Annotated in this window: 21 protein-coding genes; 16 read left to right on the forward strand and 5 right to left on the reverse strand. The window is 69.3% G+C overall.

Translation table 11 applies throughout. The features are described from left to right. Window positions 1-150: 150 nt before the first annotated feature. Together ccmA and ccmB are read left to right on the forward strand one after the other, a co-directional pair. Complete coding sequence (gene ccmA, locus H9656_RS12595; protein WP_191744609.1) at window positions 151-783, forward strand: heme ABC exporter ATP-binding protein CcmA; 633 nt, start codon at window positions 151-153, stop codon at window positions 781-783. Next, window positions 780-1445 (forward strand): heme exporter protein CcmB, encoded by a 666-nt coding sequence (ccmB, locus tag H9656_RS12600; RefSeq protein ID WP_191744610.1) that lies wholly within the window; start codon window positions 780-782, stop codon window positions 1443-1445. Before ccmA ends, ccmB begins: the two co-directional genes overlap by 4 nt. Here the strand turns inward: ccmB and H9656_RS14280 are convergent. The 3 genes from H9656_RS14280 to H9656_RS12615 are packed head-to-tail and all read right to left on the reverse strand — an operon-like array spanning window position 1442 to window position 2841. Then, window positions 1442-2080: a Smr/MutS family protein gene (locus H9656_RS14280; RefSeq protein ID WP_191744611.1), complete on the reverse strand. Its 639-nt coding sequence runs from the start codon at window positions 2078-2080 to the stop codon at window positions 1442-1444. The genes ccmB and H9656_RS14280 overlap by 4 nt on opposite strands. A gap of 2 nt (window positions 2081-2082) precedes the next feature. Next, window positions 2083-2316, reverse strand: coding sequence for a helix-turn-helix domain-containing protein (locus H9656_RS12610; RefSeq protein ID WP_024354407.1), 234 nt, complete (start codon window positions 2314-2316; stop codon window positions 2083-2085). A 24-nt stretch (window positions 2317-2340) separates the two neighbouring features. Then, window positions 2341-2841 carry a DUF2975 domain-containing protein gene (locus tag H9656_RS12615; protein WP_191744612.1) on the reverse strand — a complete coding sequence of 167 codons (501 nt, stop codon included), beginning with the start codon at window positions 2839-2841 and terminating at the stop codon, window positions 2341-2343. Between the two features lie 555 nt (window positions 2842-3396). On the opposite strand from H9656_RS12615, the gene rdgB reads away from it, so the two are divergent. The 10 genes from rdgB to H9656_RS12665 all read left to right on the forward strand — a co-directional run bounded on the left by rdgB (window position 3397) and on the right by H9656_RS12665 (window position 14324). Next, window positions 3397-3999, forward strand: coding sequence for an RdgB/HAM1 family non-canonical purine NTP pyrophosphatase (gene rdgB, locus H9656_RS12620; RefSeq protein ID WP_191744613.1), 603 nt, complete (start codon window positions 3397-3399; stop codon window positions 3997-3999). A gap of 48 nt (window positions 4000-4047) precedes the next feature. Continuing rightward, the gene (gene hemW / locus H9656_RS12625; protein ID WP_225212508.1) at window positions 4048-5247 is read left to right on the forward strand and encodes a radical SAM family heme chaperone HemW; all 1200 of its coding nucleotides are present in this window, start codon (window positions 4048-4050) and stop codon (window positions 5245-5247) included. Between the two features lie 33 nt (window positions 5248-5280). Beyond that, complete coding sequence (gene rsmI, locus H9656_RS12630) at window positions 5281-6153, forward strand: 16S rRNA (cytidine(1402)-2'-O)-methyltransferase (protein ID WP_191744614.1); 873 nt, start codon at window positions 5281-5283, stop codon at window positions 6151-6153. A 20-nt stretch (window positions 6154-6173) separates the two neighbouring features. Continuing rightward, window positions 6174-6593, forward strand: a complete 420-nt coding sequence (locus H9656_RS12635) for a YraN family protein (RefSeq protein ID WP_191744831.1) — start codon at window positions 6174-6176, stop codon at window positions 6591-6593. Further along, window positions 6590-7402: a SirB1 family protein gene (locus H9656_RS12640; RefSeq protein WP_191744615.1), complete on the forward strand. Its 813-nt coding sequence runs from the start codon at window positions 6590-6592 to the stop codon at window positions 7400-7402. The genes H9656_RS12635 and H9656_RS12640 overlap by 4 nt, the downstream gene beginning before the upstream one ends. Before the next feature lie 171 nt (window positions 7403-7573). After that, entirely contained in the window at window positions 7574-8524 is a 951-nt protein-coding gene (gene gshB, locus H9656_RS12645; RefSeq protein WP_191744616.1) for a glutathione synthase, read from the forward strand. Window positions 8525-8550: 26 nt separating this feature from the next. Beyond that, a complete protein-coding gene (locus H9656_RS12650; RefSeq protein WP_191744617.1) occupies window positions 8551-9252 on the forward strand; it encodes a hypothetical protein in 702 nt (233 codons plus the stop codon). Window positions 9253-9318: 66 nt separating this feature from the next. After that, a complete protein-coding gene (locus H9656_RS12655; protein WP_191744618.1) occupies window positions 9319-10929 on the forward strand; it encodes a YifB family Mg chelatase-like AAA ATPase in 1611 nt (536 codons plus the stop codon). A gap of 24 nt (window positions 10930-10953) precedes the next feature. Next, the gene (locus tag H9656_RS12660; RefSeq protein ID WP_318240642.1) at window positions 10954-12531 is read left to right on the forward strand and encodes a response regulator; all 1578 of its coding nucleotides are present in this window, start codon (window positions 10954-10956) and stop codon (window positions 12529-12531) included. A 53-nt stretch (window positions 12532-12584) separates the two neighbouring features. After that, window positions 12585-14324 carry an AmpG family muropeptide MFS transporter gene (locus tag H9656_RS12665; RefSeq protein WP_191744619.1) on the forward strand — a complete coding sequence of 580 codons (1740 nt, stop codon included), beginning with the start codon at window positions 12585-12587 and terminating at the stop codon, window positions 14322-14324. 56 nt (window positions 14325-14380) lie between these two features. Here the strand turns inward: H9656_RS12665 and H9656_RS12670 are convergent, their stop codons facing one another. Both H9656_RS12670 and dapF read right to left on the reverse strand, forming a co-directional pair. Further along, window positions 14381-16660, reverse strand: coding sequence for an NADP-dependent malic enzyme (locus H9656_RS12670; RefSeq protein ID WP_191744620.1), 2280 nt, complete (start codon window positions 16658-16660; stop codon window positions 14381-14383). 87 nt (window positions 16661-16747) lie between these two features. Further along, a complete protein-coding gene (gene dapF, locus H9656_RS12675) occupies window positions 16748-17701 on the reverse strand; it encodes a diaminopimelate epimerase (protein ID WP_225212509.1) in 954 nt (317 codons plus the stop codon). Window positions 17702-17750: 49 nt separating this feature from the next. Here dapF and H9656_RS12680 point away from each other — a divergent pair, with 49 nt between their 5' ends. The 4 genes from H9656_RS12680 to H9656_RS12695 all read left to right on the forward strand — a co-directional run bounded on the left by H9656_RS12680 (window position 17751) and on the right by H9656_RS12695 (window position 24057). Next, window positions 17751-18554 (forward strand): potassium channel family protein, encoded by an 804-nt coding sequence (locus H9656_RS12680; protein WP_134581991.1) that lies wholly within the window; start codon window positions 17751-17753, stop codon window positions 18552-18554. Between the two features lie 110 nt (window positions 18555-18664). Then, on the forward strand, window positions 18665-20836 hold the full coding sequence (locus H9656_RS12685) for a prolyl oligopeptidase family serine peptidase (RefSeq protein ID WP_191744622.1): 2172 nt from the start codon (window positions 18665-18667) through the stop codon (window positions 20834-20836). Between the two features lie 139 nt (window positions 20837-20975). Beyond that, complete coding sequence (locus H9656_RS12690) at window positions 20976-23180, forward strand: prolyl oligopeptidase family serine peptidase (protein WP_191744833.1); 2205 nt, start codon at window positions 20976-20978, stop codon at window positions 23178-23180. Between the two features lie 124 nt (window positions 23181-23304). After that, entirely contained in the window at window positions 23305-24057 is a 753-nt protein-coding gene (locus H9656_RS12695; protein WP_191744623.1) for a DUF1223 domain-containing protein, read from the forward strand. Window positions 24058-24111 lie beyond the last annotated feature (54 nt).

Below are 24111 nucleotides of genomic sequence, written 5' to 3' on the forward strand. Positions count from 1 at the left end.
CGGTTGCGCCTTCGCGCGCTGGACGTCGGGGCGCACAGGTCCCCGGCGCGCGCGGCGAAAGCCTGCTGCGGCGCTTGCGCATATAGTCCCGCGCGCGGGGGTCGTCCATGTATCCACACCCCTGACGTGGACATTGAGAGAGACTCGCAAGTGCTGACCCGGCTCGACATCGAGGCCCTGAGCCTGTCGCGCGGCGAGCGGCGGCTGTTCGACGGCCTGAGCTTTTCGCTGTCGGCGGGGGAGGCGGCGGCCCTGACGGGGGCCAATGGGGCGGGCAAGACCAGCCTTCTGCGCGCGGTCGCGGGATTCATCCGCCCGGATGCGGGGACGGTCGCCTTTCATGACGCCGAGGGTGAGATGGAGGCCGAGACCGCGCGCCGCTTGGCGCTGCATCTGCTGGGCCATCACGAGGGTTTGAAGCCTCAGCGCACCGCGCGGCAGGAGCTGGGCTTTCAGGTCGAGTGGCTGGGCGGTTCGGGCGAAGCGATGGACGCGGCGGTCGCGCGGCTGAAACTGGCGCCTCTGTTGGATCTGGAGACGCGAAAGCTGTCGGCGGGGCAGAGGCGGCGGCTGTCGCTGGCCCGCCTGATCGCCGCCCCGCGCGCCCTGTGGTTGCTGGACGAGCCCTTGGCGCCGCTCGACGAGGCCTGGCGCGGCGTCGCCGCCGAACTGATGGCCGAACACCTGGCGAGGGGGGGCATGATCCTGGCCGCCGTGCATGATCCGCTGCCGGTTGCGGCGCGGTCATTGGATCTGGCTCAGACTTTGGGGGGCGTGCGATGAAGGCCGCCCGGGCCCTGTTCGCGCGCGAGCTGTCGCTGGCCTGGGGGGGCGGCGGCGGGCCGTTGCTGGCCTGCGGCTTCCTGTTGTGCCTGACCGCCATCCTGCCGTTGGCGGCGGGGGGCGACCCGCGCATTCTGGCCCCGGCGGCGTCGGGGGCCAGCTGGATGGCGCTGGCGCTGGCGTCGCTGCTGTCGCTGGAGCGGATGTTCGAGCGCGATCTGGAAGACGGGGCGCTGGATATTCTGGCGACCGGCCCTCTGCCGCTGGAGGCGGTGGTGGGGATCAAGGCGCTGGCGCAGTGGCTGGCCACGGGTCTGCCGCTGGCGGTCGCGGCGCCGGTGGCGGCTCTGGCGTTGGGCCAGCCGCCTGAACTGATCGGTCTGACAGGCGCCTCGGCGGCGCTGGGCGGGCTGGGGTTCGCCTTTACCGGCGCGCTCGGCGCGGCGCTGGCGCTGGGCGCGCGGCGCGGCGGACTGCTGATCGCGGTGGTGGTGCTGCCGCTGTTCATTCCGCCGGTGGTGTTCGGGGCGGGCGCCCTGACCCGCGCCGCCAGCGGCCAGAGCCCCGCCTCGGCGCTGGCTCTGCTGGGCGCCTATGTGCTGTTCGCCCTGGTGATCGCGCCCATAGCCGGGGCGGCGGCGGTTCGGAACGCGCAGGGCTAGCGCCCCTTCAGCGTCACATACAGCGCCCCGTCGCCGCCGTGGCGGCGGTGAGCGGGGGCGAAGCCGGAGACGACGCCGCGCAGGTGCGGTCCGGTCAGCCATTCATGCACCGAGGCGCGGATGATGCCGTCGCCGCGCCGGCCCTGCCCGGTGATCACCAGAACCGAGCGCAGGCCGCGCATCTGGCAGCCGATCAGGAAGCCGCGCAGCTGGTCTTCGGCTTCGAAGCGACCGAAGCCGTGCAGGTCGATGCGCGCCTCGATCGGATCGCGCTCGCGGGTCAGGCGGCGCTTGCGGCCGGGCTCAAGCTCTTCCGGCGCGGGCTGGGCGCGCCGGGCGATGGGCGGCCGCGCGGCCTCGGGCGCGCGCGGCAACGACGCCGGGGTCGTCGAGCGCCCGGCGGAGGCTGGGGTCAGGGCGGCGGTGCGCTTCTTGCCCGCGATGCCGCGCGCAAGGGCAGGCGCGACCGGCTCGGGCTCGGCGTTGGGCAGGACGGCGCCGGGCGTCACGCGAGCGGCCTTGCGCTGAGCGGGCGGGGTCACCGTGGCGGTCACCCGGCCCCAGATGCGCTTGTCGTCCTCGCTGGTCGCGGAGCCGGCTTTAGGCGCTCCCTTGCCCGAAGGGGGGCGGGCCACCCTCAGTCCTCGTCGTCGACGGCGTCCGGCGGACCGGGCTCATGGGCCAAAAGGTCGCCGGGCTGGCAGTCCAGCTCGCGACACAGGGCGTCCAGCGTGGTGAAGCGCACGGCCCGCGCCTTGCCCGTCTTGAGGATGGACAGGTTGGCGACGGTCACGCCGACGCGGTCGGCGAGCTCCGTCAGCGACATGCGGCGCTGGGCGAGGATGCGGTCAAGTTGGACGCGGATGGCCATAAGGTGAGCTTTAGCGTGTCCCGGTCAGATCGTCAGTTCGGATTCGCGACGAAGGCGCGCGCCCTCGCGGAACACCTCGGCCAGGACGAAGACGACCAGGACCGAGAAGACGGGGGTGAGCAGGTCGCTGATCCCTTGCGGCTCCATCACGCCGGGCGCCAGACGCGAGGCGACGAGGCCCTGCACGATCCAGACGCCGCCAGTGACCACGGCCAGGATCAGGCCGATCTGGCGCAGGCGACGGACGTTGTCGGGCTGGAAGGGATCGCCAAGGGTCAGGGTGCGGAAAATCTTGCGCAGATAGCGCAGGATCAGCAGGAAGCCGCCGAAATAGGCGGTCAGGGCGCCCAGGCCGAACAGCAGCAGCGGACGCGACAGCGGCATCTCGCGGCCGTCGGCTCCGTCCGAAACGGTCACGTTCAGATTGTCGAGCGGAATGAAGATGGATGCCGCCCACAGCAGCAGCAGCAGGCCCGTCACGAGGATCATCACCACATAGGCGACGTCCAGGGCGATCTTCAGCACGCTGGCGACAGAGCCTGGGCCTAAAGTCCGCAGATTGGGCGTAAGGAGATGGGGGTTGCGCCGATGGCGCGGCTTCGACTTCCCGGCGGGGGTCAGGTTTGCGAAGCGCATCATGAGCGGCGTCTCAGGCCGGAGGAGAAGGCGCCGTCGCCGCGGCGGGTCCGGCCGACCCGCACGCGGCGGTATTCTTCGCGGCGTTCATGGCGATCGTCAAAGTCCCCCTCCGATCCGACAGGATCAGAAGCCTTGAATGATCAGGGCGATCGCCGCGACCGGCAGGGCGGCCAGGAGGAAGGCGTTGCCCAGGCTGTGGGCCAGACGGTCCATCATGTTGGTCTTGCGCATGGCTTGCATATCGGTCTCTCCGTCAAAGCACGTTTTTTGTGCGTTTATGTTGCACCGCTGGTTGCTTGTTGCGATTTGTTTCTCGCATTTGAACGGTGCGGCCTCCGTTCTTGATAATGAAGATAGGCCCTGCCCTGACGAAAGCCAACTTACATATCGTTTAACGATGTTACCATTTCGCAATGGATGGGACGGGAGTAAGGTCGCGCCATGAATCTGAAGCTGATCAAGGGGATGCGGCTCGTGGCCGCCACCCACAATCCCGGCAAGGCGCGCGAGATCGAGGCGCTGCTGGACGGACATTACCGGATCGTCACGGCGGGCGAGCTGAATCTGCCCGAGCCGGAGGAAACCGAGAGCACCTTCGCCGGCAACGCGATGCTGAAGGCGCGCCATGCGGCCCAGGCCTCGGGCGAGGTCGCCCTGGCCGACGATTCCGGCTTGTCCGTTGCGGCTCTGGACGGGGCGCCCGGCATCTATTCGGCGCGCTGGGCCGGGCCGACCAAGGACTTCGCCCTGGCCATGCAGAAGGTCGAGCAGCGGCTGGAGGAGACGGGCTCGCGCGATCGTTCGGCCTGGTTCACCTCGGCGCTGGCGGTGGCCTGGCCGGACGGGCCCTGCGTGGTGGTCGAGGGCCGGGTCGACGGCCAGCTGGTGTTCCCGCCGCGCGGCGACGGCGGCCACGGCTACGACCCCATGTTCCAGCCGGAAGGGTCGGACAAGACCTTCGCCGAGATGGACGCCGCCGAAAAGGACGCCGTCAGCCATCGCGGCCGGGCCTTCGACAAACTCAAGGCGGCGCTGATTGATTGACCGGACGGATGAGGGGGCTGTCGGCTCCTGACATTACGAAAGCCTGTCATGCTCAACCCGCCCCCTCATCCGAGCGGCTCCGCCGCCCACCTTCTCCCCCGAGGGGAGAAGGGCGCCATCGCGATTTATGTCCACTGGCCTTACTGCGCCCGCATCTGCCCCTATTGCGACTTCAACGTCGTGCGCGACCGGGGGCGGACCGAGGAGCAGGCCGGGCTGGCGCAGGCGATCCTCGACGACCTGGAGGCGCAGGCGGCGCTGGTCGGCCCGCGCGCACTGGCCTCGATCTTCTTCGGCGGGGGCACGCCGTCGCTGATGCCGCCGGACGCGGTGGCGGCGGTGGTGGAGCGCGCCCACGCCCTGTTCCCGCCGACGAGCGCCATAGAGGTCAGTCTGGAGGCCAATCCGACCGACGCCGAGGCCGGGCGCTACGCCGCCCTGGCGCAGGCGGGGGTCAACCGGCTGTCGATGGGGGTGCAGTCGTTCGACGACGCTGCGCTGAAATTTCTGGGCCGCGACCATTCGGCCGAGGAGGCGCGCCGGGCGATCGGTCTGGCGGGGCGGGCGTTCTCGCGCCTGTCGATCGACCTGATCTACGCCCGGCCAGGACAGGGCCTCGCCGACTGGCGGGCGGAGCTGTCCACCGCGCTCGATCTGGGGTTCGAGCACGTCTCGCCCTATCAACTGACCATCGAGGGGACGACGGCGTTCGGGCGGGCCGTGGCGCGCGGCGCCTGGTCGCCGCCGGATGAGGATCTGGCCGCCGAACTCTATGAGACCACGCAAGGAACGCTCGAAGCGGCCGGGTTCGAGGCCTATGAGGTGTCCAACCACGCCCGCGACGTCGCCGCCCGTTCCAGCCATAACCTGCACGTCTGGCGCGGCGGGGATTACCTCGGCCTCGGCCCCGGCGCGCATGGCCGGATGACGCTGGCGGAAGGCCGGATCGCCACCGTCGCCCGGCGCCGCATCGGCGACTATTCGCAGGGCGTCGCCGATGGCTCGCCCTGGGCCGAGCGCGAGGTGCTGGACCCTCGCGACGCCGACGAGGAACGGGTGCTGCTCGGCCTGCGCACCGTCGAGGGCGTGCCCCTGTCCCTGCTGCAGCGGCTGGGGCTGTCGGCGGACGAGGGCAGACTGGCCGACCTGCGGGCCGACGGCTTCGTCGCTCTGAAGGATGGCCGCATCGCCGCCACGGCGACGGGGCGGCCGCTGCTGGACGCCGTTCTGAAGGCGTTGCTGACCTAGACCGCGCCGCGCCGGACTGGCAGGGTCCGGCCGATGTCCGACGCCCCGCTTTTCCCGCCGACCGCCCCGCCCGCGCGCCCCGTTTCGCCGGGCCTCTATCTGGTGGCGACGCCGATCGGCAATCTGCGCGATATGACGCTGCGGGCGCTGGACGTGCTGGCGGCGGCCGATCTGGTTCTGGCCGAGGACACGCGGGTGACGGCCAAGCTGCTGACCGCCTATGGGTTGAAGGCGAAGCTGGAGCGCTGCGACGACCACGCCTCGGCCCGCGCGGCCGAGATCGCCGTCGAGCGGTTGAAGGCGGGCGAGGTGGTGGCCCTGGTGTCGGACGCCGGCACGCCCCTGGTGTCCGACCCCGGTTATGTGGTGGCGCGCGCGGCGGTGGCGGAGGGCCTGCCGGTCCATCCCGTGCCGGGGCCGTCCAGCCTGCTGGCGGCGCTGTGCATCGCCGGGCTTCCCGCCGACCGGATCCTATTCGCGGGCTTCCTGCCGCCCAAGTCGGGCGCGCGCCGCACGGCGCTGGAGGAGCTGCGGACGGGGCGTCAGACGCTGGTCTTCTTTGAAAGCGGGCCGCGCTTGCGCGACAGCCTGACCGATATGGCGCAGGTGCTGGGGCCGCGCCCCGCCGCCGTCGCCCGCGAACTGACCAAGCTTTATGAGGAATGCGTGCGCGGCGATCTGGCCGAACTGGCCGCCGATCCGCGTCTGGACGCGCCCAAGGGCGAGATCGTGGTGGTGGTCGGCCCCGGCGAGGTTGAGGTCGCCAGCGCCGCCGACGCCGACGCGGCCCTGGCCGAGGCCCTGACGCGCCTGCCGCCCGGCGAAGCGGCGGCCGAGGTGTCCAAGGCGCTGAACTTGCCGCGCAAGCCGCTCTACAAGCGGGCGCTGGAGCTGAAGGCGCGGTGAGCCCGGCCCCGCCCTCTCGCCTGTCGCGCCCGCAGCCGCCGCCCAAGCGGGCCAAGACGGGCTGGCGCAGGGCGCTCGGCGGGCGGTCGCATCGTCAGGGCCATGACGCCGAATGGATCGCCGCCCTGTGGCTGATGCTCAAGGGCTATCAGGTGCTGGCCTTTCGCCTGAAGGGGCGAGGCGGGGAGATCGACATCCTCGCCCGGCGCGGGCGGGTTCTGGCCGCCGTCGAGGTCAAGCGCCGCGCCACGCTGGAGGCGGCGACGCTGGCCCTGGGGCCGGATCAACACCAGCGCCTGATCCGCGCGGCCGAGGCGGCGGCGCGCGGGCGACCGGCCCTCGCGGGGCTGGACTTAAGAATCGACATGGTGACGCTGGCTCCGGGACGCTTTCCGCGTCATCTTCGCGGCGTGATCTCCGGGGGAGCGGATCGGCTGTGACGCGCGAGGAAGCAGAGGCGGTGCTGGCGCAGGCCGGCCAGGGGCCGGACGAGGCCTTTCCCCTGCTGGATTGCGCCATCGCCTGCGCCATCCACGACTATCCGTTCCGCGACGCCGACGGCGTGCGCATCCTGGCCGACCACGCCGCCCAGCGGCTCAAGGAGCGGGCGGCCAATGAAAGCCCCGACGACGCCCTGACCGAGGCCCTGGCGGGCGACCTGCGGCTGAACGGCGACCTGCTGAACTACGACCATCCGGCCAATACCGACGTCATCGACGTGGCCGAGCGGCGCCGCGGCCTGTCGGCGGTGCTGGTGATCTTCTATCTGGACGCCGCGCGGCGAGCCGGATTGAGCGCGGCGCCGGTGGACTTTCCCGGCCACGTCCTGTTGCGGGTGGAGACGCCCGAGGGGCCGGTGGCGCTGGATCCGTTCAGCCAGGGACGACTGGTGCTGCCGTCGGAGCTGACGCGTCGCGCCCTTCTGGCGGGGCTGACGCCGCATGTGGCCGACCGGCTGGACCTGCTGATGGCGCCGGTCAGCGAGCGCCACACCCTGATCCGCCTGCAAAACATCCTGTTCACCCGCGCGCTTCAGGCCCGCGACTACGAAGGGGCCGAGCGCTCGGCCCTGCGCCGCGCCCTGCTCGATCCCGAGGATCACCGCCCCTGGCTGGACGTCGCCGCCGCGCGCGAGAAGCAGGGCGCCCTGACCGGCGCCATGCAGGCCCTGTCGCGCGCCCGCACCCTGGGTGAGCCGCTCGCCGCCTGTGACGCGCGGCTGGACCGGATGCGGTTGCAGCTGAACTGAAGCGCGGCCTTGCAGCCGAGCTGTCGCGGCCTCAAGTAACGCTCAGCGGCGTCCTTGTTCGGGCGCTCATTTAGCGAGCGCCCGCGGCGCGAACGTTAGGCCACTAAAAATCAGCTCAAGCAGCGAGCGCCCGCGGCGCGAGCGATAGCGCCCCACCAAAAAGGACACCCCATGCTTAAGGTCGCCATCCAGATGGATCCGCTCGAGGCGGTCAACGTCGAGTCGGACACCACCTTCCTGATGGCCCTGACCGGGCAGGCGCGCGGCCACAAGCTGTGGGTCTACGATTTCCGCACCCTGGCGCTTGAGGACGGCCGCCTGTTCTGCCGCGCCCGTCCGGTGACGGTGCAGCGCAAGCAGGGCGATCACGCGGATTTCGGCCCCGAGCAGCGGCTGGATCTGGCTGAGGATGTGGATGTCATCCTGATGCGCCAGGACCCGCCGTTCGACATGGCCTATGTCACCGCCACCTATCTGCTGGAGCGGGTGCATCCCAAGACCTTGGTGGTCAATGACCCGGCCGAGGTGCGCTCGGCGCCCGAGAAGCTGATCGCCACCCTCTTCCCCGGCCTGCAGCCGCCGACGCTGGTGTCGTCCGACCCGGAAGCCTTGGTCGACTTCCACCGCCGGCATGGCGACGTGGTGCTGAAGCCTCTGCATGGCGCGGCCGGTTCGGGCGTGGTGCGGCTGAAGGCGGACGATCCGAACCTGGAGGCCCTGATCGAGATTCACGCGACAGGGTCGCGCGATCCGCTGGTGATCCAGAAATTCATCCCGGCCGTCGCGGCGGGCGACAAGCGCATCATCCTGATCGACGGCGAGCCGGTCGGCGCCATCAACCGCATTCCGGCCAAGGATCAGGTGCGCTCCAACCTGCGCGTCGGCGGCACGGCGGCGCCGGTCGAGCTGACGCCGCGCGATCTGGAGATCTGCGCCGCCATTGGCCCGTACCTGAAGGAGCGCGGCCTGATCTTCGTCGGCATCGACGTGATCGGCGACTATCTGACCGAGATCAATGTGACCTCGCCCACCGGCGCCCAGCAGCTGCTCAACTTCGCCGGGATCGACGCCACCGAGCGCATGTGGGCGGTCATCGAGCAGCGGAAGGCGGCGGCGGCCTGACGCCGCGCTGCCGGGGAGGGGAGACCATGACTGCAATCATCAAGACCGGCGCGCTGGTCGCTCTCGCGCTGGCCTGGGCCAGTGCGGCGGCGGCTCAGGAGGCGTCGCCAGACGCCGCGCCGAAACGTCCGTCGCTGGAGGTGCTGGAGCGGATCATCGAGACCCGCACGCCGCAGACGCGGATCGAGACGCCGGACCATGAGCGCATCACCGCCCGGCGTATCGACATCGTCGACGCCGACGGGACGATCCGCATGACCCTGTCGGGGGCGACTCCGCCGCCGATCATCGACGGCGTACAGTACAAGCGCGCCTTCAACGTCGCGGGTCTGATCCTTTACGACGACAAGGGCAGCGAGCGCGGCGGCTTCGGCACCGCCGATATCGAGGGCGGCATGGCCGTTCTGGCGCTGGATCATCCGGCGATGGATGCGGTCGGCTGGCGGGTGTCGCCGGACGGCTCGATCAGCTTCGTCTTCAACCAGGCGCCGCCGCTGGTCCGCGAGCCCGGGCTGGACGGGGCGCTGGTTCCCGGCGTTGAGACGCCGACGCGGATGCGTCTGTCGCTGGCCGCCGACGGCGCACCTGCGGTGGAGCTGTCGGACCGGAACGATCAGCCGCGCCTGCGCCTGACGGTGACCGAAGAAGGCTTCGGCGCCATCCAGTTCCTGAACGCCCAGGGCCAGGTCATCCATACCCTGGCGCCCGAGGCCGACCTGCAGCCCTGACCGAACGGCGCTCTTGCAGTTATCTTGAGTTCGTGATTTGTTCTCTTCGCTGGAGGAGGGAACACGATGGTCGCTCGGGTGGTGACGGTGGCGTTCGACGGCGTCGATGCGCGCCGGGTCGACGTCGAGGTGCAGCAGGTCGGCTCGCCCGCCGGAGCCTTCGCCATCGTCGGCCTGCCGGACAAGGCCGTGGCCGAAAGCCGCGAACGGGTGCGCGGCGCTTTCGCCGGCATCGGCCTGGCTCTGCCCGCCAAGAAGGTGATCGCCAATCTGGCTCCTGCCGACCTGCCCAAGGAGGGCAGCCATTTCGACCTGCCCATCGCCCTGGCCGTTCTGGCCTCGATGGGGGTGATCGGGCCGGACGCGCTGGACGGCTGGGCGGCGGTCGGCGAACTAGGGCTGGACGGCCAGATCGCAGGCGTGGGCGGAACCCTGCCTGCCGCGATGGCGGTCAACGCCATGGGGCTGGGCCTGATCTGTCCCGAGACGAACGGGCCCGAGGCGGCCTGGGCGGGGGACGTGCGGCTGCTGGCGCCGCGCTCCCTGATCGGCCTGATCAATCATTTTCGCGGGACCCAGGTGCTGCGCCCGCCCCAGCCGGGACCGGTGGTGGAGGGAGGCGCCGTTCCCGACCTGCGCGAGGTCAAGGGACAGGAGGGCGCCAAGCGGGCGCTGGAGATCGCCGCCGCCGGCGGCCACAATCTGCTGTTCGTCGGCCCGCCGGGCTCGGGCAAGTCGATGATGGCGGCGCGCCTGCCGGGCCTGTTGCCGCCGCTGACGCCGCTGGAGCGGCTGGAGACCTCGATGGTCTGGTCGGTGGCGGGGCTGATCGAGCGCGGCGCCCTGACGCGCGAACGACCTTTCCGCGCGCCGCATCACTCGGCCTCAATGGCCGCCCTGACGGGGGGAGGCCATAAGGCCAAGCCCGGCGAGGCGTCGCTGGCGCACAACGGCGTGCTGTTTCTCGATGAGCTGCCGGAATATTCAGCCCAGGCGCTGGACAGCCTGCGCCAGCCGCTGGAGACCGGCGAGATCGTGGTGGCGCGGGCCAACGCCCATGTGCGCTATCCGGCGCGCTTCCAGCTGGTGGCGGCGATGAACCCTTGCCGCTGCGGCGTGGGCGGGCCGGGCCGGGGCGCTTGCGGCAAGGCTCCGCGCTGTCAGAAGGACTATCAGAACCGCATCTCGGGCCCGATGTTCGACCGCATCGACCTGACGGTCGAGACGCCGCCGGTCACGGCCGCCGACATGATCTTGCCGCCTCCGGCCGAGGGCACGGCCGAAGCTGCCGCCCGGGTCTTCGCCGCCATGCAGATGCAGGAGGCCCGTCAGGCCGAGGCCGGGCTGACGGGGATGCAGGCCCTCAACGCCCGGGCTTCGGGCGAGGCGCTGGAGCGCTTCGCCGCCCCGGATCAGGCCGGTCGCGCCCTGCTGATGAAGGCGGGCGAGGCGGGCGGGCTGACGGCGCGAGGCTGGACCCGCACCCTGCGTCTGGCCCGCACCATCGCCGATCTGGACGGCGCGGACGGGGTGCTGCGTCGCCATGTCGCCGAGGCCTTGATGTACCGACGCAGCACCGCGGGGGCCCATGAGGACTTTGATCGCCAGGTCAGCCGACGCGCGTTGTTTCCCGTGAAAGAAGACGAGACCGGGGTTCGGCCATTCGTCTGGAGTTAACTCCCTGAGGCCTAGCGTGGCCTTATGGGACAGACCCGCTGCAAACCGTCGAACGACACGCTGTTTTCCGCCATGTCCGGCGGACCAGACCCGTCGAACGAGGCGCCAGCAGACGGCGCCTCGCCGGAACAGCAGTTCTTGCGGCTGATGAGCCATGAAATGCGCACGCCTCTGAACGGCGTGATCGGCATGCTCGGCCTGTTGTCGCGCACCCGGCTGGACGGGGCGCAGCGCGCCTATGCCGAGGCGGCGCAGAAGTCGGCCGAACATCTGCTGGGGCTGGTCAACGACCTGCTGGACTACGCCCGACTGGAGGCCGAGGCGCTGGAGTTCGATCCGGCGCCGGTTGACCTGGAAGGCCTGGTTCGCGGCGTCGCCGAGCTGTTGAGCCCGCGCGCCCACGACAAGGGGCTGGAGATCGCCTGGTCGGTGGCCGCCGCCGCCCCCGACATCGTCGCCGACGAGGGCCGGTTGCGCCAGATCCTGTTCAACCTGGCCGGAAACGCCGTGAAGTTCACCGACCGCGGCGGGGTGCGCCTGGCGGTCGAGGCGGTCGGCGAACCGGACGGCGCGCTGGCGCGGCTGGTCTTCATCGTCGACGATACGGGGCCGGGCGTGCCTGAAGCGGCGCGCAGCCGCATCTTCGACGAGTTCGGCCACGCCGACGCCTCCGACGCCGCGCGCTTCGACGGCGCGGGTCTGGGCCTGGCGGTGGTGCGGCGACTGGCTCGCGCCATGGACGGAACCGTCGTGGTCGAGGACCGGCCGGAAGGCGCCGGCGCCCGATTCCGTTTCGAAGCCGCCTTCCCGGTCGCGCCCGACGCCCCGGCGCGCGCGCGGCCGCTGGCCAGGCTGGCGGTGGCGATCCGCACGCCCGATCCCTTCGTGCGACGCGCGGCGGCCGACCAGATCGAGGCCTCCGGCGGCCGGGTGGCGCGTCAGGCGGGGGTGACCCTGGTTGATCATGCCGGCGCCGACGACGGTGCGCTGGCGGCCAAGCCGGTTCAGGGCCAATCCATCATTCTGCTGCGCCCGAACGAGCGGGATCTGATCAGCCGCTACCGAGCAGCGGGCTTCTGCGGCTACCTGATCAAACCCTTGCGCCGGGCTTCGCTGTCGGAGCAGGTGCTGGGGGCGGTGGCGCCGCGCCGCGGCGTCGCGGCGCCGCCCGTTCGATCCGGCGACGACGACCGGGTCGCCCATGTCGCCTTCAAGGGCGTGCGGGTTCTGCTGGTCGAAGACAATCCGGTCGGCGCCCTTCTGGCCATGACCCTGCTGCGCCGCGAGGGCTGCGTGGTCCAGACCGCCGCCGACGGTCAGGAGGCGCTGGATGCGATGAAGGCGGCGCGTTTCGACCTGGTCTTCATGGACATGCGCATGCCGCGCCTGGATGGACCGGCCGCTGCGCGGGCCCTGCGCGCGCGGGGAGATCAGACGCCGATCGTCGCCCTGACCGCCAACGCCTTCACCGAGGACCGCGCCGCCTGTATGGAAGCGGGCATGGACGACCACCTGTCCAAGCCGCTGGAAGCCGACGCCCTGCGCCTCGCCTTGGCCCGCTGGACGAACGTCGCCAACCGCGCCAAGGTCGCGGCTTCCTGATCTGCCAGTAGTTCGTCGTCCGTATCGCCCGGCGGCGCCCGCCGGAGCCACGTATGATTGATTCCAAGACGCCCAACGCGCCTGCCGGACGCTTCGGGGGGCTGGCCGTCTATGGCGAGCGGCGGCCGATGGCCATGCTGCTGCTGGGGTTTGCGGCGGGCCTGCCGAACCTGCTGATCTACGACACCCTGTCGGCCTGGCTGCGCGACGCGGGCGTGACGCTGGAGATGATCGGCTTCTTCGCGCTGGCCACCCTGACCTATGCGTTGAAGTTCGTCTGGGCGCCGCTGCTGGACCGCACCAACATTCCGGGCCTGACGCGCTGGCTGGGGCATCGCCGCTCGTGGATGCTCGCGACCCAGGTGGTGATCATCGCCGGCCTGTGGCTGATCTCGGGCTCTAATCCGCAGACGTCCTTGGGCGCCGTGGCGGCCTTCGCCGTGATGGTGGGCTTCTTCGGCGCGACGCAGGACATCGCCATCGACGCCTGGCGCATCGAGGCGGTGGACGACAGCCGTCAGGGCGCGATGGCGGCGGCCTACCAGCTCGGCTATCGCGTCGCTCAGATCGTCGCCGGTTTCGTGCCTCTGGCGCTGGCGCAGTTCTACAACTGGAACCTGTCCTACGCGATCATGGCCGCCCTGATGGGCGTCGGGGTGATGGGCGTTCTGCTGGCGCCGCGTGAGAAGCAGCACGTCGTGCGCGCCATTCCCGTCTCCGACATCCCGTCGCGCCCCGTGGCCGAGAAGATCGAATGGGTCGTGCGCATCGGCCTGATTTTCGTCGCGGCGGTTTTGATCGGCACAGGGCTGACCGACAAGATCGACGCCTTCGCCTGGGCCTTCGGCGCGGTCCTGCCTGAAGCGGTTCTCGGCGCCTTGAGCGCCGGCTTGGCTGAAAGCGGGGGCGGCGGCGTATTGATCCAGTTTGCCTGGATCGTGCTGGGCTTCGGTCTGCTGTTTTTCGCCTGCGCGCCCGTGCCAGGCTGGCGCACCCGTCCCGGCGCCTATCTGGCCGGTTCGTTCGGTGCGCCGTTGAAGGATTTCTTTGTCCGCTTCGGCAAGCTGGCCGGGCCGATCCTGGCGCTGATCTGCCTCTATCGCCTGGCGGATTTCGTGCTGAACATCATGAACCCCTTCTATATCGACCTGGGGTTCAGCCTGATCGAGATCGGCGAGGTGCGAAAGCTGTTCGGCGTCGTCGCCATGTCTTTGGGCGTCTTCATCGGCGGCTGGTCCGTCGCCCGCTTCGGCTTGATCCGGACCATGGTGGTCGGGGCCTTCATGAGCCCGGTGTCGAACCTGGTCTTCGCCTGGCTGGCGACCCAGGGGCATGATCTGACCGCCCTGTTCGTCTCCATCGGCGTGGATAACCTCGCCACCGGCTACGCCGGGACGGCGCTGATCGCCTATATGTCCAGCCTGACGTCGATCGGCTTCACCGCGACCCAGTACGCCCTGTTCAGCTCGCTGTACGCCCTGCCGGGCAAGCTGATCGCGTCCCAGTCCGGCAAGATCGTCGAGGCCTCGGCGCGGGCGGCCGACGCCGGGGGGCCGTTGGGGGCGCTGAAGGGCCTGTTTCACGCCCTACCGCCGGAATCTCTGGTCGCAGGCGCGGCCAAGAGCGGGGTGTCCCCGGCTGGCCTGGGGGCGGGCTACGTCACCTTCTTCCTGTATTCGACGGTCATCGGCGTGTTCGCCATTTTGCTGGCCTTCTACGTCGCGCCGCGTCATGCGCGCCTGATCGCCGAGCAGAAGAAGGCGGCCGCCCCGGAACAAGCGCCCGGCGCCTGAAACGCAAAGAGGCGGCCCGAAGGCCGCCTCTGAACGGTGTCGCGATGGCGAGGGGGTCAGTCCTCGATCTCCACCCCTTCGGCGTAGGCGGCGAAGGTGGCGGCGGTCATGATCTCGCCGACCGAGGCGCCCAGGGGCACGATCTGCACTGACTTCTCCAGACCCACCAGCAGCGGGCCGATCACCGTGGCGCCGCCCAGGGCCTGAACCAGGCGGGTCGAGATGGCGGCCGAGTGGATAGCCGGCATGACCAGGACGTTGGCGTCGCCGGTCAGGCGCATGAAGGGATAGTTGGCCCGCGCCTCGGAGTTCAGCGCCAGGGCCGGCGGCATTTCGCCTTCATATTCGAAATCGACATCCATCCCGTCCAGGATGCGGATCGCCTCGCGCACCTTCTCGCCGCGGTTGCCCGGGGGGTCGCCGAAGGTCGAATAGCTGAGGAAGGCGACGCGCGGCTTGCGGCCCAGGGTCTTGACCGTGGCGGCGGCCTTGACCGCGATCTCGGCCAGTTCGGCGGCGTCGGGCAGTTCGTGGATCGAGGTGTCGGCCACGAACAGGGTGCGCCCCTTGGCCAGCAGGATCGACAGGCCGATCATCCGGTCCTTGACGTCCAGGACGCGGCGGACCTCTTTCAGGGCCATGTTGAAGTTGCGGGTCACGCCGGTGACCATGCAGTCCGCCTCGCCGCGCGCGACCATGGCGGCGGCGAAATAGTTGCGGTCCTGATTGATCATGCGCTGGACGTCGCGGCGCAGATAGCCGCGGCGTTGCAGGCGGGCGTAGAGCCAGTCGACGTAGTCGGTGTTCCGCTCGGAAATCCGGGCGTTCATGATCTCAATGCCCAACTCATCGAAGCTCAGACCGGCCTCGGCGGCGTTCTGACGGATCAGCTCCTCGCGGCCGACCAGGATGGGCGTGCCCAGTTCGGCCTGTTTGAAGGCCCAGGCGGCGCGGATGACGGACTGCTCCTCGCCCTCGGCGAAGACGACGCGCTGCTTCGGACCCGAGCGCACGCTGGCCTGGATCTTCTGCATCAGGGCGGCGGACGGATCGACCCGCTGGCGCAGGCTGATGCGATAGGCGTCCATGTCCTCGATCGGCTTGCGCGCCACGCCGGTGTCCATCGCCGTCTGGGCGATGAAGGGCGGGATGTACCAGATCAGGCGCGGATCGAACGGCGTCGGGATGATGTATTCCGGACCGAACTTCAGCTTGCGGCCGCGATAGGCGGCGGCGACCTCGTCCGGCACGTCTTCGCGCGCCAGCGCCGCCAGGGCGTGGGCGCAGGCGATCTTCATCTCGTGGTTGATCTGCCGCGCGCGCACGTCCAGCGCGCCCCGGAACAGATAGGGGAAGGCCAGGACGTTGTTGATCTGGTTGACGTAGTCCGAACGGCCCGTCGCCATGATGGCGTCCGAACGCACGGACTTGACGTCTTCGGGCGTGATTTCGGGGTCGGGGTTGGCCATGGCGAAGATGATCGGATTGGGCGCCATGGAGGCGACCATCTCCTTGGTGATCGCGCCCTTGGCCGACAGGCCCAGCACCACGTCGGCGCCGACCATGGCCTCGGCCAGGGTGCGGTGCGGCGTGTCGGTGGCGTGCGCCGCCTGCCATTGGGAGACGTTGTCCCGGCCCTTGTAGATCACGCCCTGACGATCGCAGATGACGGTGTTCTCAGCCTTGACCCCGGCGGCCTTCATCAGGGCGATGGAGGACAGGCCCGCTGCGCCGGCGCCGGACAGGACGACTTTCACGTCTTCCAGCTTCTTGCCGACGATGTGGCAGGCGTTGATCAGGCCGGCGGTCGAGATGATGGCGGTGCCGTGCTGGTCGTCGTGGAAGACGGGGATGTCCAGCAGGTCCTGCAGCTGGGCTTCGATCTCAAAGCACTCGGGGGACTTGATGTCCTCCAGGTTGATGCCGCCCCAGGTGTCGCCGATGTTCTTGACCACGGTGACGAACTCGTCCGGGTCGGTGGTCTTCACCTCGACGTCGAAGCTGTCGACGTCGGCGAAGCGCTTGAACAGGACCGACTTGCCTTCCATCACCGGCTTGGAGGCCATGTGGCCCAGGTTGCCCAGGCCCAGGATGGCGGTGCCGTTCGAGATGACCGCGACCAGATTGCCCTTGGCGGTATAGTCGTAGGCCTTGTCCGCATCGGCGGCGATGGCTAGGACCGGCACGGCCACGCCCGGCGAATAGGCCAGCGACAGGTCGCGCTGGGTCGCCATCGGCTTGGTCGGGGCCATGGAGATCTTGCCCGGGATCGGATCGCTGTGGAACTCCAGAGCGTCGTCGTCTGAGAAGGTCTGTTTGTCGGTCAATTCGGGCATTTTAATCTCGGCAAGGGCAGGCGCGTCTCGTTCCTAGAGGGTGGGGCCGTCGCCGACAACCGCTGACGCTGGGTCAAGACGCAATGGTCAGGCTTCGGGCAGGAAACCGGCGCCTTCGACCTGGACCGGACCGGTCATGAAGACGTGGTTCGTAGCCTGGTCCCATTCGATGGTCAGCTGGCCGCCATCGACCGTCACCACGGCCTTTCGCCCGGTCAGGCCGCGCCGCGCGGCGGCCACCAGGGCGGCGCAGGCGCCGGTGCCGCAGGCCAGGGTCAGGCCCGCCCCGCGCTCCCAGACCCGCAACCGAATGTGATCGGGCGACAGCACATGGGCGAAGCCGACATTGACCCCCTCAGGGAACAGCGGGTGGCGCTCGACCAGCGAGCCCGAGCCGCGCACGAAGGCGTCGTCCTGGCGATCGGTGAAGAAGACGACGTGGGGATTGCCCATCGAAACGGCGCCGGGGGTGTGCAGTACGGGCGCGTCGATCGGTCCGAGCTGAAGCTCGATGCCGCGCGTGTCCATCTCTTCGGACAGGGGCACCTGATCCCACTCCAGACGCGGCGCGCCCATATCCACCGTGACTTGATGCTGGGCCGCGGTCGTCGACCCTGCGGGATCTCCCGACCCGACGCGGCTTTTTTCTTGGGCCGTGATCGTCAGCCCTGCGGGACTTCCCGACCCGACGCGGCCTGATGGGAAAGAAGCGCGGCGCGCGGTGGTCGGGCCGCTCAGGGTGTCGATGACCACCTCTTCCTTGTCGGTCGCCTCCAGCATCAGCCAGCCGACGCAGCGCAGGGCGTTGCCGCAGGTCGGGACCATCGAGCCGTCGGCGTTCCATACCCGCATGAAGACGTCGGCTGTCTCGGACGGTTCGACGCCGATCAGCTGGTCGAAGCCGCCCAGACCCGCCGCCGGGGCGGCCAGGGCGCGCACCTGGTCCGCCGTCGGGTGGAAGGGTTGCTCGAAGGCCTGGACGACGATGAAGGCGTTTCCGGCGCCGTTCATGCGGATGTAGGGGCGGGCGGGTTCACTCATGATGCTCTTCATATAGGATTTTGCGCCGGTTCATGTATCGCTGGCGACGATGACTTCCGATCAGAGCCAAACCGCCAGACCCGACGGCCTGAGACTGAGGGCGCGCCTGCGTTACCTCTATCACGGCGCCCAGCCGGCGGCGGTGAAGTTCCGCCTTATGGTCATTCTGGTCGATCTGATCATCATCGGCTTCTTTCTGGCGGCGCCGATCCTGAAGGAGGCGGGCTGGGTCTTCTATGTCGCCGACTATTTCATCGCCGCCATCCTGGGGCTGGACCTGGCGGCGCGGGCCTATGCCTATTCCGATGTCCGCGACTGGTTGAAGAAGCCGATCGTCTGGGTCGATCTGTTCGTCCTGGCGACCCTGCTGTTTCCGGCCTGGCTGGCCAACTTCGGCTTCCTGCGGCTGCTGCGGTTCTGGAGTCTGCTGAACAGCGACCTGTTCTGGCGCACCATCGGCCGCCGGTTCGACGACACCCGGGTCGAGGAGATCACCCGCGCCCTGGCCGCCCTGATCACCTTCGTCTTCGTGACGACCGGCTTCGTCTACGCCTATTTCCGGGGCAAGGCCGAGCATATCAACGGCTATCTGGACGCGCTCTACTTCACCGTCGCCACCCTGACGACGACGGGGTTTGGCGACATCACCCTGCCGGGCAACTGGGGCCGGGTCATCTCCATCGTCGTCATGCTGGTGGGCATCACCCTGTTCATCCGCCTGGCCCAGACCCTGATCCGGCCGCACAAGGTGAAGTTTCCCTGTCCCACCTGCGGCCTGCAGAAGCATGATCCGGACGCCGTCCACTGCAAGGCCTGCGGCCAGATCCTGTGCATCCCCGACGACGGCGACTGAGCGCGATCCGGCGGCCGAAGATTACGCGCCGGTAATATGACTGACGCTTGCCCCTCGCCGTCGGCGTCGCCAAGGTGCCCGGCGAAACATTCGTCCGTTGGGGGACACCCATGATCATCCGCACCCTGGCGTCTGTCGCCGTCCTTTCCCTTGCCGCCGGAGCCGCACCTGTCGCCATGGCCCAAGCTTCCGTTTCCACCAGCGTCGCCTCTACCGCGCCTGGCTTCGCGACCAGCGACGCGACCGACCCCTATCTGTGGCTGGAGGAGGTCGAGGGCGAGCGCGCCATGGACTGGGTCAAGGCGCACAACGAGACCTCCCTGGGCGTGCTGCAGGGCGACCCGCGCTATGACGCTCTGCATCAGCAGGCGCTGGAGCTGGTGCAGTCGCGCGACCGGATCCCCTCGCCGGGCTTTACCCACGACGGCCATATCGACAACTTCTGGCAGGACGCCGAACACGTGCGCGGGATCTGGCGCCGCACGACGCTGGACAGCTATCGCACGGACGCGCCGCAGTGGGAGACGATCCTGGACTTCGACGCCCTGTCGGCGGCCGAGGGCGCCAACTGGGTCTATAAGGGCGCGACCTGCCTGTCGCCTGAAGAGCGCTACTGCCTGATCTCCCTGTCGAACGGCGGCAAGGATGCGGTCACCCTGCGCGAGTTCGACAGCGTGACGCGCACCTTCGTGGAGGGCGGCTTCAGCCTGCCGGAATCCAAGGGCGGCGCCAGCTGGATCGACAAGGACACCCTGCTGATCTCGCGCGACTTCGGCGAGGGCTCGCTGACGGACTCCGGCTATCCGCGCACCGTACGTCTGATGAAGCGCGGTCAGACGATCGATCAGGCGGTTGAGGTCTTCGCCGGCCAGAAGACCGACGTCTCGGTGTCCGGCTACACTCTGCGCGACGCCGACGGCGTGGTGCAGGCGGTGCTGCTGAACCGGGGGATCAACTTCTATGAGAGCGAGACCTGGCGCCTGAACGCCGACGGCTCGACGACGAAGCTGGAGTTGCCGCTCAAGTCCAACATCAACGCCCTGGTCGCCGGACAGCTGGTGGCGACGACGGATCAGGACTGGACCGCGCCGTCGGGCCAGCAGTTCAAGACCGGCGACGTCATCGCCTGGGACCTGCAGGCGTGGCTGGCCGATCCGAAGGCCCCCGCCCGTCTGGTGCTGCGTCCCGGCGAGCGCGAAGCGGTCGAGGGGATCAACGCCACCCGCAACAAGCTGGTCGTGGCCCTTTATGAGAACGTGCGCGGCTCGGTCTATGTCTACGATCCGGCCGACTGGAGCCGCACGCGCCTGGACCTGCCGCAGAACGTCTCGGTCGGGGTCGGCTCGGCCTCGGAGCAGGACGACAAGATCTTCGTCAGCGTCACCGGCTATCTGAACCCGTCCAGCCTCTATCTGGCCGACGCGGCGACCGGGGCCGTCGACCTCACCAAGGCCCTGCCGGACAAGTTCGACGCCAGCGGCATGCGCGTGGATCAGTTCGAGGCCCGTTCGACCGACGGGACGATGATCCCCTATTTCGTCGTCCATAAGGACGCGATGGCGCTGGACGGGTCGAACCCGACGCTGCTGTACGGCTACGGCGGCTTCCAGTCGTCGCTGCTGCCCGGCTATTCGCCGACGGTGGGCAAGCTGTGGCTGGAGCGGGGCGGCGTCTACGTCATCGCCAATACGCGCGGCGGCGGCGAGTTCGGCCCCAAATGGCACCAGGCGGCCCAGCAAGAAAATCGCCAGCGCGCGCATGAGGACTTCCAGGCGGTGGCTCAGGACCTGATCACGCGCGGGATCACCAGCCAGCCGCACCTGGGCGTCATGGGCGGCTCGCAGGGCGGGCTGTTCATGGGCGCCATGCTGACCCAGCGCCCAGACCTGATCAATGCGGCGGTCATCCAGGTGCCTCTGTTCGACATGCTGCGCTTCCACAAGCTGTTGGCCGGCGCCAGCTGGATCGGCGAATACGGCGACCCGGACATCCCCGAGCAGCGCGCCTGGATCGAGCAGTATTCGCCCTATCAGAAGCTGGCGGCGGGTCAGCCCTATCCGGAAGTCTTCATCCACACCTCGACCAAGGACGACCGCGTCCACCCCGGCCACGCCCGCAAGGCGGCGGCGCGGATGGAGGCGCTGGGCTATCCGGTGCTCTTCTATGAAAACACCGACGGCGGCCACGCGGCCGGCGCCAACCTGCGCGAGACGGCTCGCCGCATCGCGCTGGAATACACCTATCTGACCCGGCGGCTGATGGATCAGCCGGCGCAGCGATAAGACCATGCCCGCTCACCCTCGCGGAGGCGGGGGCCCAGGCTTGAGCCCCGCGCTCGGCCTGGGCGCGGGCGAGAACTCTGAAGGCGGCTGATTGAGCCAAAGCACTGGGTCCCCGCCTCCGCGGGGATGAACGGAGAAGATTGTGAAAACCCTGTTCCTGTCCGTCGCCTTGCCGGCCTTGATGTTGGCCGCCGCCCCCGCCCTGGCCGAGGGCGCGCCTATCGACCCCACGGCCGCCTCGGCCGCGACCCCGCCGCCCCACTTCCCGCGCGATTTGTCGCCCGAGGGGGTCAAGGCCGCCGACGACCACCTGGCGCTGGAAGAGGTGGACGGCGCCGAGGCCCGCGCCTTCGTCGCCGCCTCAAACGAAAAGGCCCTGGCCGCCCTGACCGGCGACCGCCGCTATGAGCCGTTCCGCCAGCAGGCCGAAGCCATCCTGACGGCCACCGACCGCATCCCCGGCGTCAGCTTCCTCGGCGAGGGCCTCGGCAACTTCTGGCAGGACGCCGCCAATCCGAAGGGCGTCTGGCGCCGCACGACGCTGGCGTCCTATCGCACCGCCCAGCCGCAGTGGGAGACCCTGCTGGACATCGACGCCTTGGCCAAGGCGGAAGGCAAGGACTGGGTGTTCAAGGGCGCCAACTGCCTGGCGCCGGACGATACGCGCTGCCTGGTCAATCTGTCGAACGGCGGCATGGACGCCGTGACGGTGCGTGAGTTCGACCTGACCACCAAGACCTTCGTGGACGGCGGTTTCGTCATCCCCGAAGGCAAGCACCGCATCTCCTGGCTGGACCGCGACACCCTGCTGATCGCCACCGACTTCGGCCCCGGCAGCCTGACGGAGTCGGGCTATCCCTTCATCATCAAGTCGCTGAAGCGCGGTCATCCGCTGGAACACGCGACCGAGGTCTATCGCGGCCAGCAGGGCGACGGCGGCTATGGCGTCAGCCCGCGCGTCTTCCGCGACAAGGCGGGCGCCGTCGAGGCGGTGCTGTTCAGCCGTCCGCTGGACACCTTCCGTTCGGAAACCTGGATGCTGGGCTCGGACGGCAAGCCGCACCAACTCGGTCTGCCCGAGCGCGTCGGCGTTCAGGGGATGCTGGACGGCAAGCTGGTCTTCTCGCCGGAGCAGGCCTGGAGCTTCGACGGCCACGATTACGCCTCCGGCTCGCTTCTGGCGCTGCCGCTGGGCGTGCTGGGCCAGCCGCGTCAGGACGTGCGCATCGACGCCAAGGCCGCGACCATCTTCGCGCCCGGCCCGCGCCAGTCGCTGCAGAACGTCAGCGTGTTCGAGAACAGCCTCGTCGCCGTGATCGCCGACAACGTCGTCGGCACGCTGAAGCGTTTCACCCCGACCGCCGACGGCTGGACCGCGACCGACATCGCCGTTCCCGCCAACAGCGCCGTGGGCCTGGGCGACAGCTCCAAGGCCAAGGGCGAGGTCTTCGTCTCGACGCAAGGCTTCCTGACGCCGCCGACGCTGAGTCTGGCCGATGTCTCGACCGGCGCCTTGACCGAGCTGAAATCGGCCCCGGCCAAGTTCGACGCCTCGACCCATGTGGTCGAGCAGTATGAGGCGACCTCGACCGACGGGACCAAGATTCCCTACTTCGTCACCCGGCCGAAGAACCTGGCGATGGACGGGACCGGTCCGACCATCCTGTTCGGCTACGGCGGCTTCCAGGCCAGCTTCCCGCCCGCCTACAAGCCCGAGATGGGCAAGCTGTGGCTGGAGAACGGCGGCGTCTTCGTTCAGGCCAACATCCGCGGCGGCGGCGAGTTCGGGCCTGCCTGGCACCAGGCCGCCCTGCGCGAAAATCGTCAGCGCGCCTTCGACGACTTCGCCGCTGTCGCGCGCGATCTGGAGCAGCGCAAGATCACCAGCCCGCGCCACCTGGGCATCTACGGCCGCTCGAACGGCGGGGTGCTGACCAGCGTGTCCATCACCCAGCACCCGCAACTGTTCAACGCGGCGGTGATCGAGAGCCCGCTGATCGACATGCTGCGCTATCAGGAGCTGCCGGCGGGCGCGTCGTGGATGGGCGAGTATGGCGATCCGCGCATTCCGGGCGACGCCGAATTCATCGCCCGCTATTCGGCCTATCAGCAGCTGCGGCCCGAGGTGAAATACCCGCGCGTCTACATCACCACGAACACGCGCGACGACCGGGTCCACCCCGGCCACGCCCGCAAGTTCGCGGCGCGTCTGGGCGATCAGGGCCACGACCATCTCTATTTCGAGGACACGGCGGGCGGCCACTCCAACGACGCCGATCCGGTCGCCAACGCCCGCCGCTGGGCGCGCCACTATGTCTATCTGGCCCAGCAGCTGATGGATTAAAGGGCGTTTTTTAGTGCGCTAACGGCCTTCGGCCTGCTTGAGCGCGCAAGCGGGCTGAAGACGTATGACGTCGCTCACGCATTTATGAGCGGCGGTATCGGGCCGAAGGGATAGGATCGCCGCCATGATGGCACGGGGCCTGTTCAGGTACGGGATGACGGCGGCGGTCGCAGGCGCAAGTCTGCTAACCGTCGCCGCCGCGCCGTCGCGCGAGCGCGATGCGCCGATTCAGCCGGTGGTGGTTGAGCTGTTCACCGCCCAGGGTTGCGCCGGTTGCCCGGACGCCAATCGCACAGTCGAGACGGTGGCGGGCGATCCGGGCGTGATCGTCCTGACCTACGGCGTGGATTACTGGGACTATCTGGGCTGGTCCGACACCTTCGCCCGTCCCGAGTTCGCGCAGCGCCAGCGCGCCTATCGCCAGGCGCTGAAGCTGCGAAACGTCTCGACACCGCAGGTGGTGATCGACGGGCGCCGGCATGTCTCGGGCGCCCGCTCGCCGGAGCTGAAGGCCGCCGTCGAGGCCGAGGCCCGCGACCGCGGCTGGCCGCCCGAGATCGAGTTCCGCGAGACCGGCGACCGCGTCGGCGTCGGCTCTGGCCGGGCGCCGCAGGGCGGGGCCGAGGTCGTCGCCGTGGTCTATCGGCCGGGGCAGCAGACGGTCGAGGTCAAGGGCGGCGACAACCGGGGTCGCGCGGTCACCCACGTCAATGTCGTGCGCGAGGTGCGGCTCCTGGGCGACTGGAACGGGCGGCCGGTGCTGTTTCCTCTCCCCGCCGAGACGGAAGCCGATGAAGGGGTAGTGGTGCTGCTTCAGGCCAAGGACGACCGCCGCATCCTGTCCTCGGCTGCCCGGCCGGAACCGGCGCGCGATTGAACCGCTGACGGAAAGGGTCTAAAGGCCCGCCGCTCTTGATGGGCACGCCTCCTC

Origin of the sequence: Brevundimonas guildfordensis, from assembly GCF_014836405.1 — a bacterium.
Classification (GTDB): Bacteria; Pseudomonadota; Alphaproteobacteria; order Caulobacterales; family Caulobacteraceae; genus Brevundimonas; species Brevundimonas guildfordensis.

Excerpts from the sequence above, each read along its gene's own strand:
- H9656_RS12655 (WP_191744618.1), top strand. The coding sequence starts at position 9,319 with ATGGTCGCTCGGGTGGTGACGGTGGCGTTCGACGGCGTCGATGCGCGC.
- hemW (WP_225212508.1), top strand. The coding sequence starts at position 4,048 with ATGCTCAACCCGCCCCCTCATCCGAGCGGCTCCGCCGCCCACCTTCTC.
- H9656_RS12660 (WP_318240642.1), top strand. The coding sequence starts at position 10,954 with ATGGGACAGACCCGCTGCAAACCGTCGAACGACACGCTGTTTTCCGCC.
- H9656_RS12685 (WP_191744622.1), top strand. The coding sequence starts at position 18,665 with ATGATCATCCGCACCCTGGCGTCTGTCGCCGTCCTTTCCCTTGCCGCC.
- H9656_RS12680 (WP_134581991.1), top strand. The coding sequence starts at position 17,751 with ATGACTTCCGATCAGAGCCAAACCGCCAGACCCGACGGCCTGAGACTG.
- H9656_RS12670 (WP_191744620.1), bottom strand. The coding sequence starts at position 16,660 with ATGCCCGAATTGACCGACAAACAGACCTTCTCAGACGACGACGCTCTG.
- rdgB (WP_191744613.1), top strand. The coding sequence starts at position 3,397 with ATGAATCTGAAGCTGATCAAGGGGATGCGGCTCGTGGCCGCCACCCAC.
- H9656_RS12695 (WP_191744623.1), top strand. The coding sequence starts at position 23,305 with ATGATGGCACGGGGCCTGTTCAGGTACGGGATGACGGCGGCGGTCGCA.
- rsmI (WP_191744614.1), top strand. The coding sequence starts at position 5,281 with ATGTCCGACGCCCCGCTTTTCCCGCCGACCGCCCCGCCCGCGCGCCCC.
- H9656_RS12650 (WP_191744617.1), top strand. The coding sequence starts at position 8,551 with ATGACTGCAATCATCAAGACCGGCGCGCTGGTCGCTCTCGCGCTGGCC.
- ccmB (WP_191744610.1), top strand. The coding sequence starts at position 780 with ATGAAGGCCGCCCGGGCCCTGTTCGCGCGCGAGCTGTCGCTGGCCTGG.
- H9656_RS12665 (WP_191744619.1), top strand. The coding sequence starts at position 12,585 with ATGATTGATTCCAAGACGCCCAACGCGCCTGCCGGACGCTTCGGGGGG.
- H9656_RS12610 (WP_024354407.1), bottom strand. The coding sequence starts at position 2,316 with ATGGCCATCCGCGTCCAACTTGACCGCATCCTCGCCCAGCGCCGCATG.
- dapF (WP_225212509.1), bottom strand. The coding sequence starts at position 17,701 with ATGAGTGAACCCGCCCGCCCCTACATCCGCATGAACGGCGCCGGAAAC.
- gshB (WP_191744616.1), top strand. The coding sequence starts at position 7,574 with ATGCTTAAGGTCGCCATCCAGATGGATCCGCTCGAGGCGGTCAACGTC.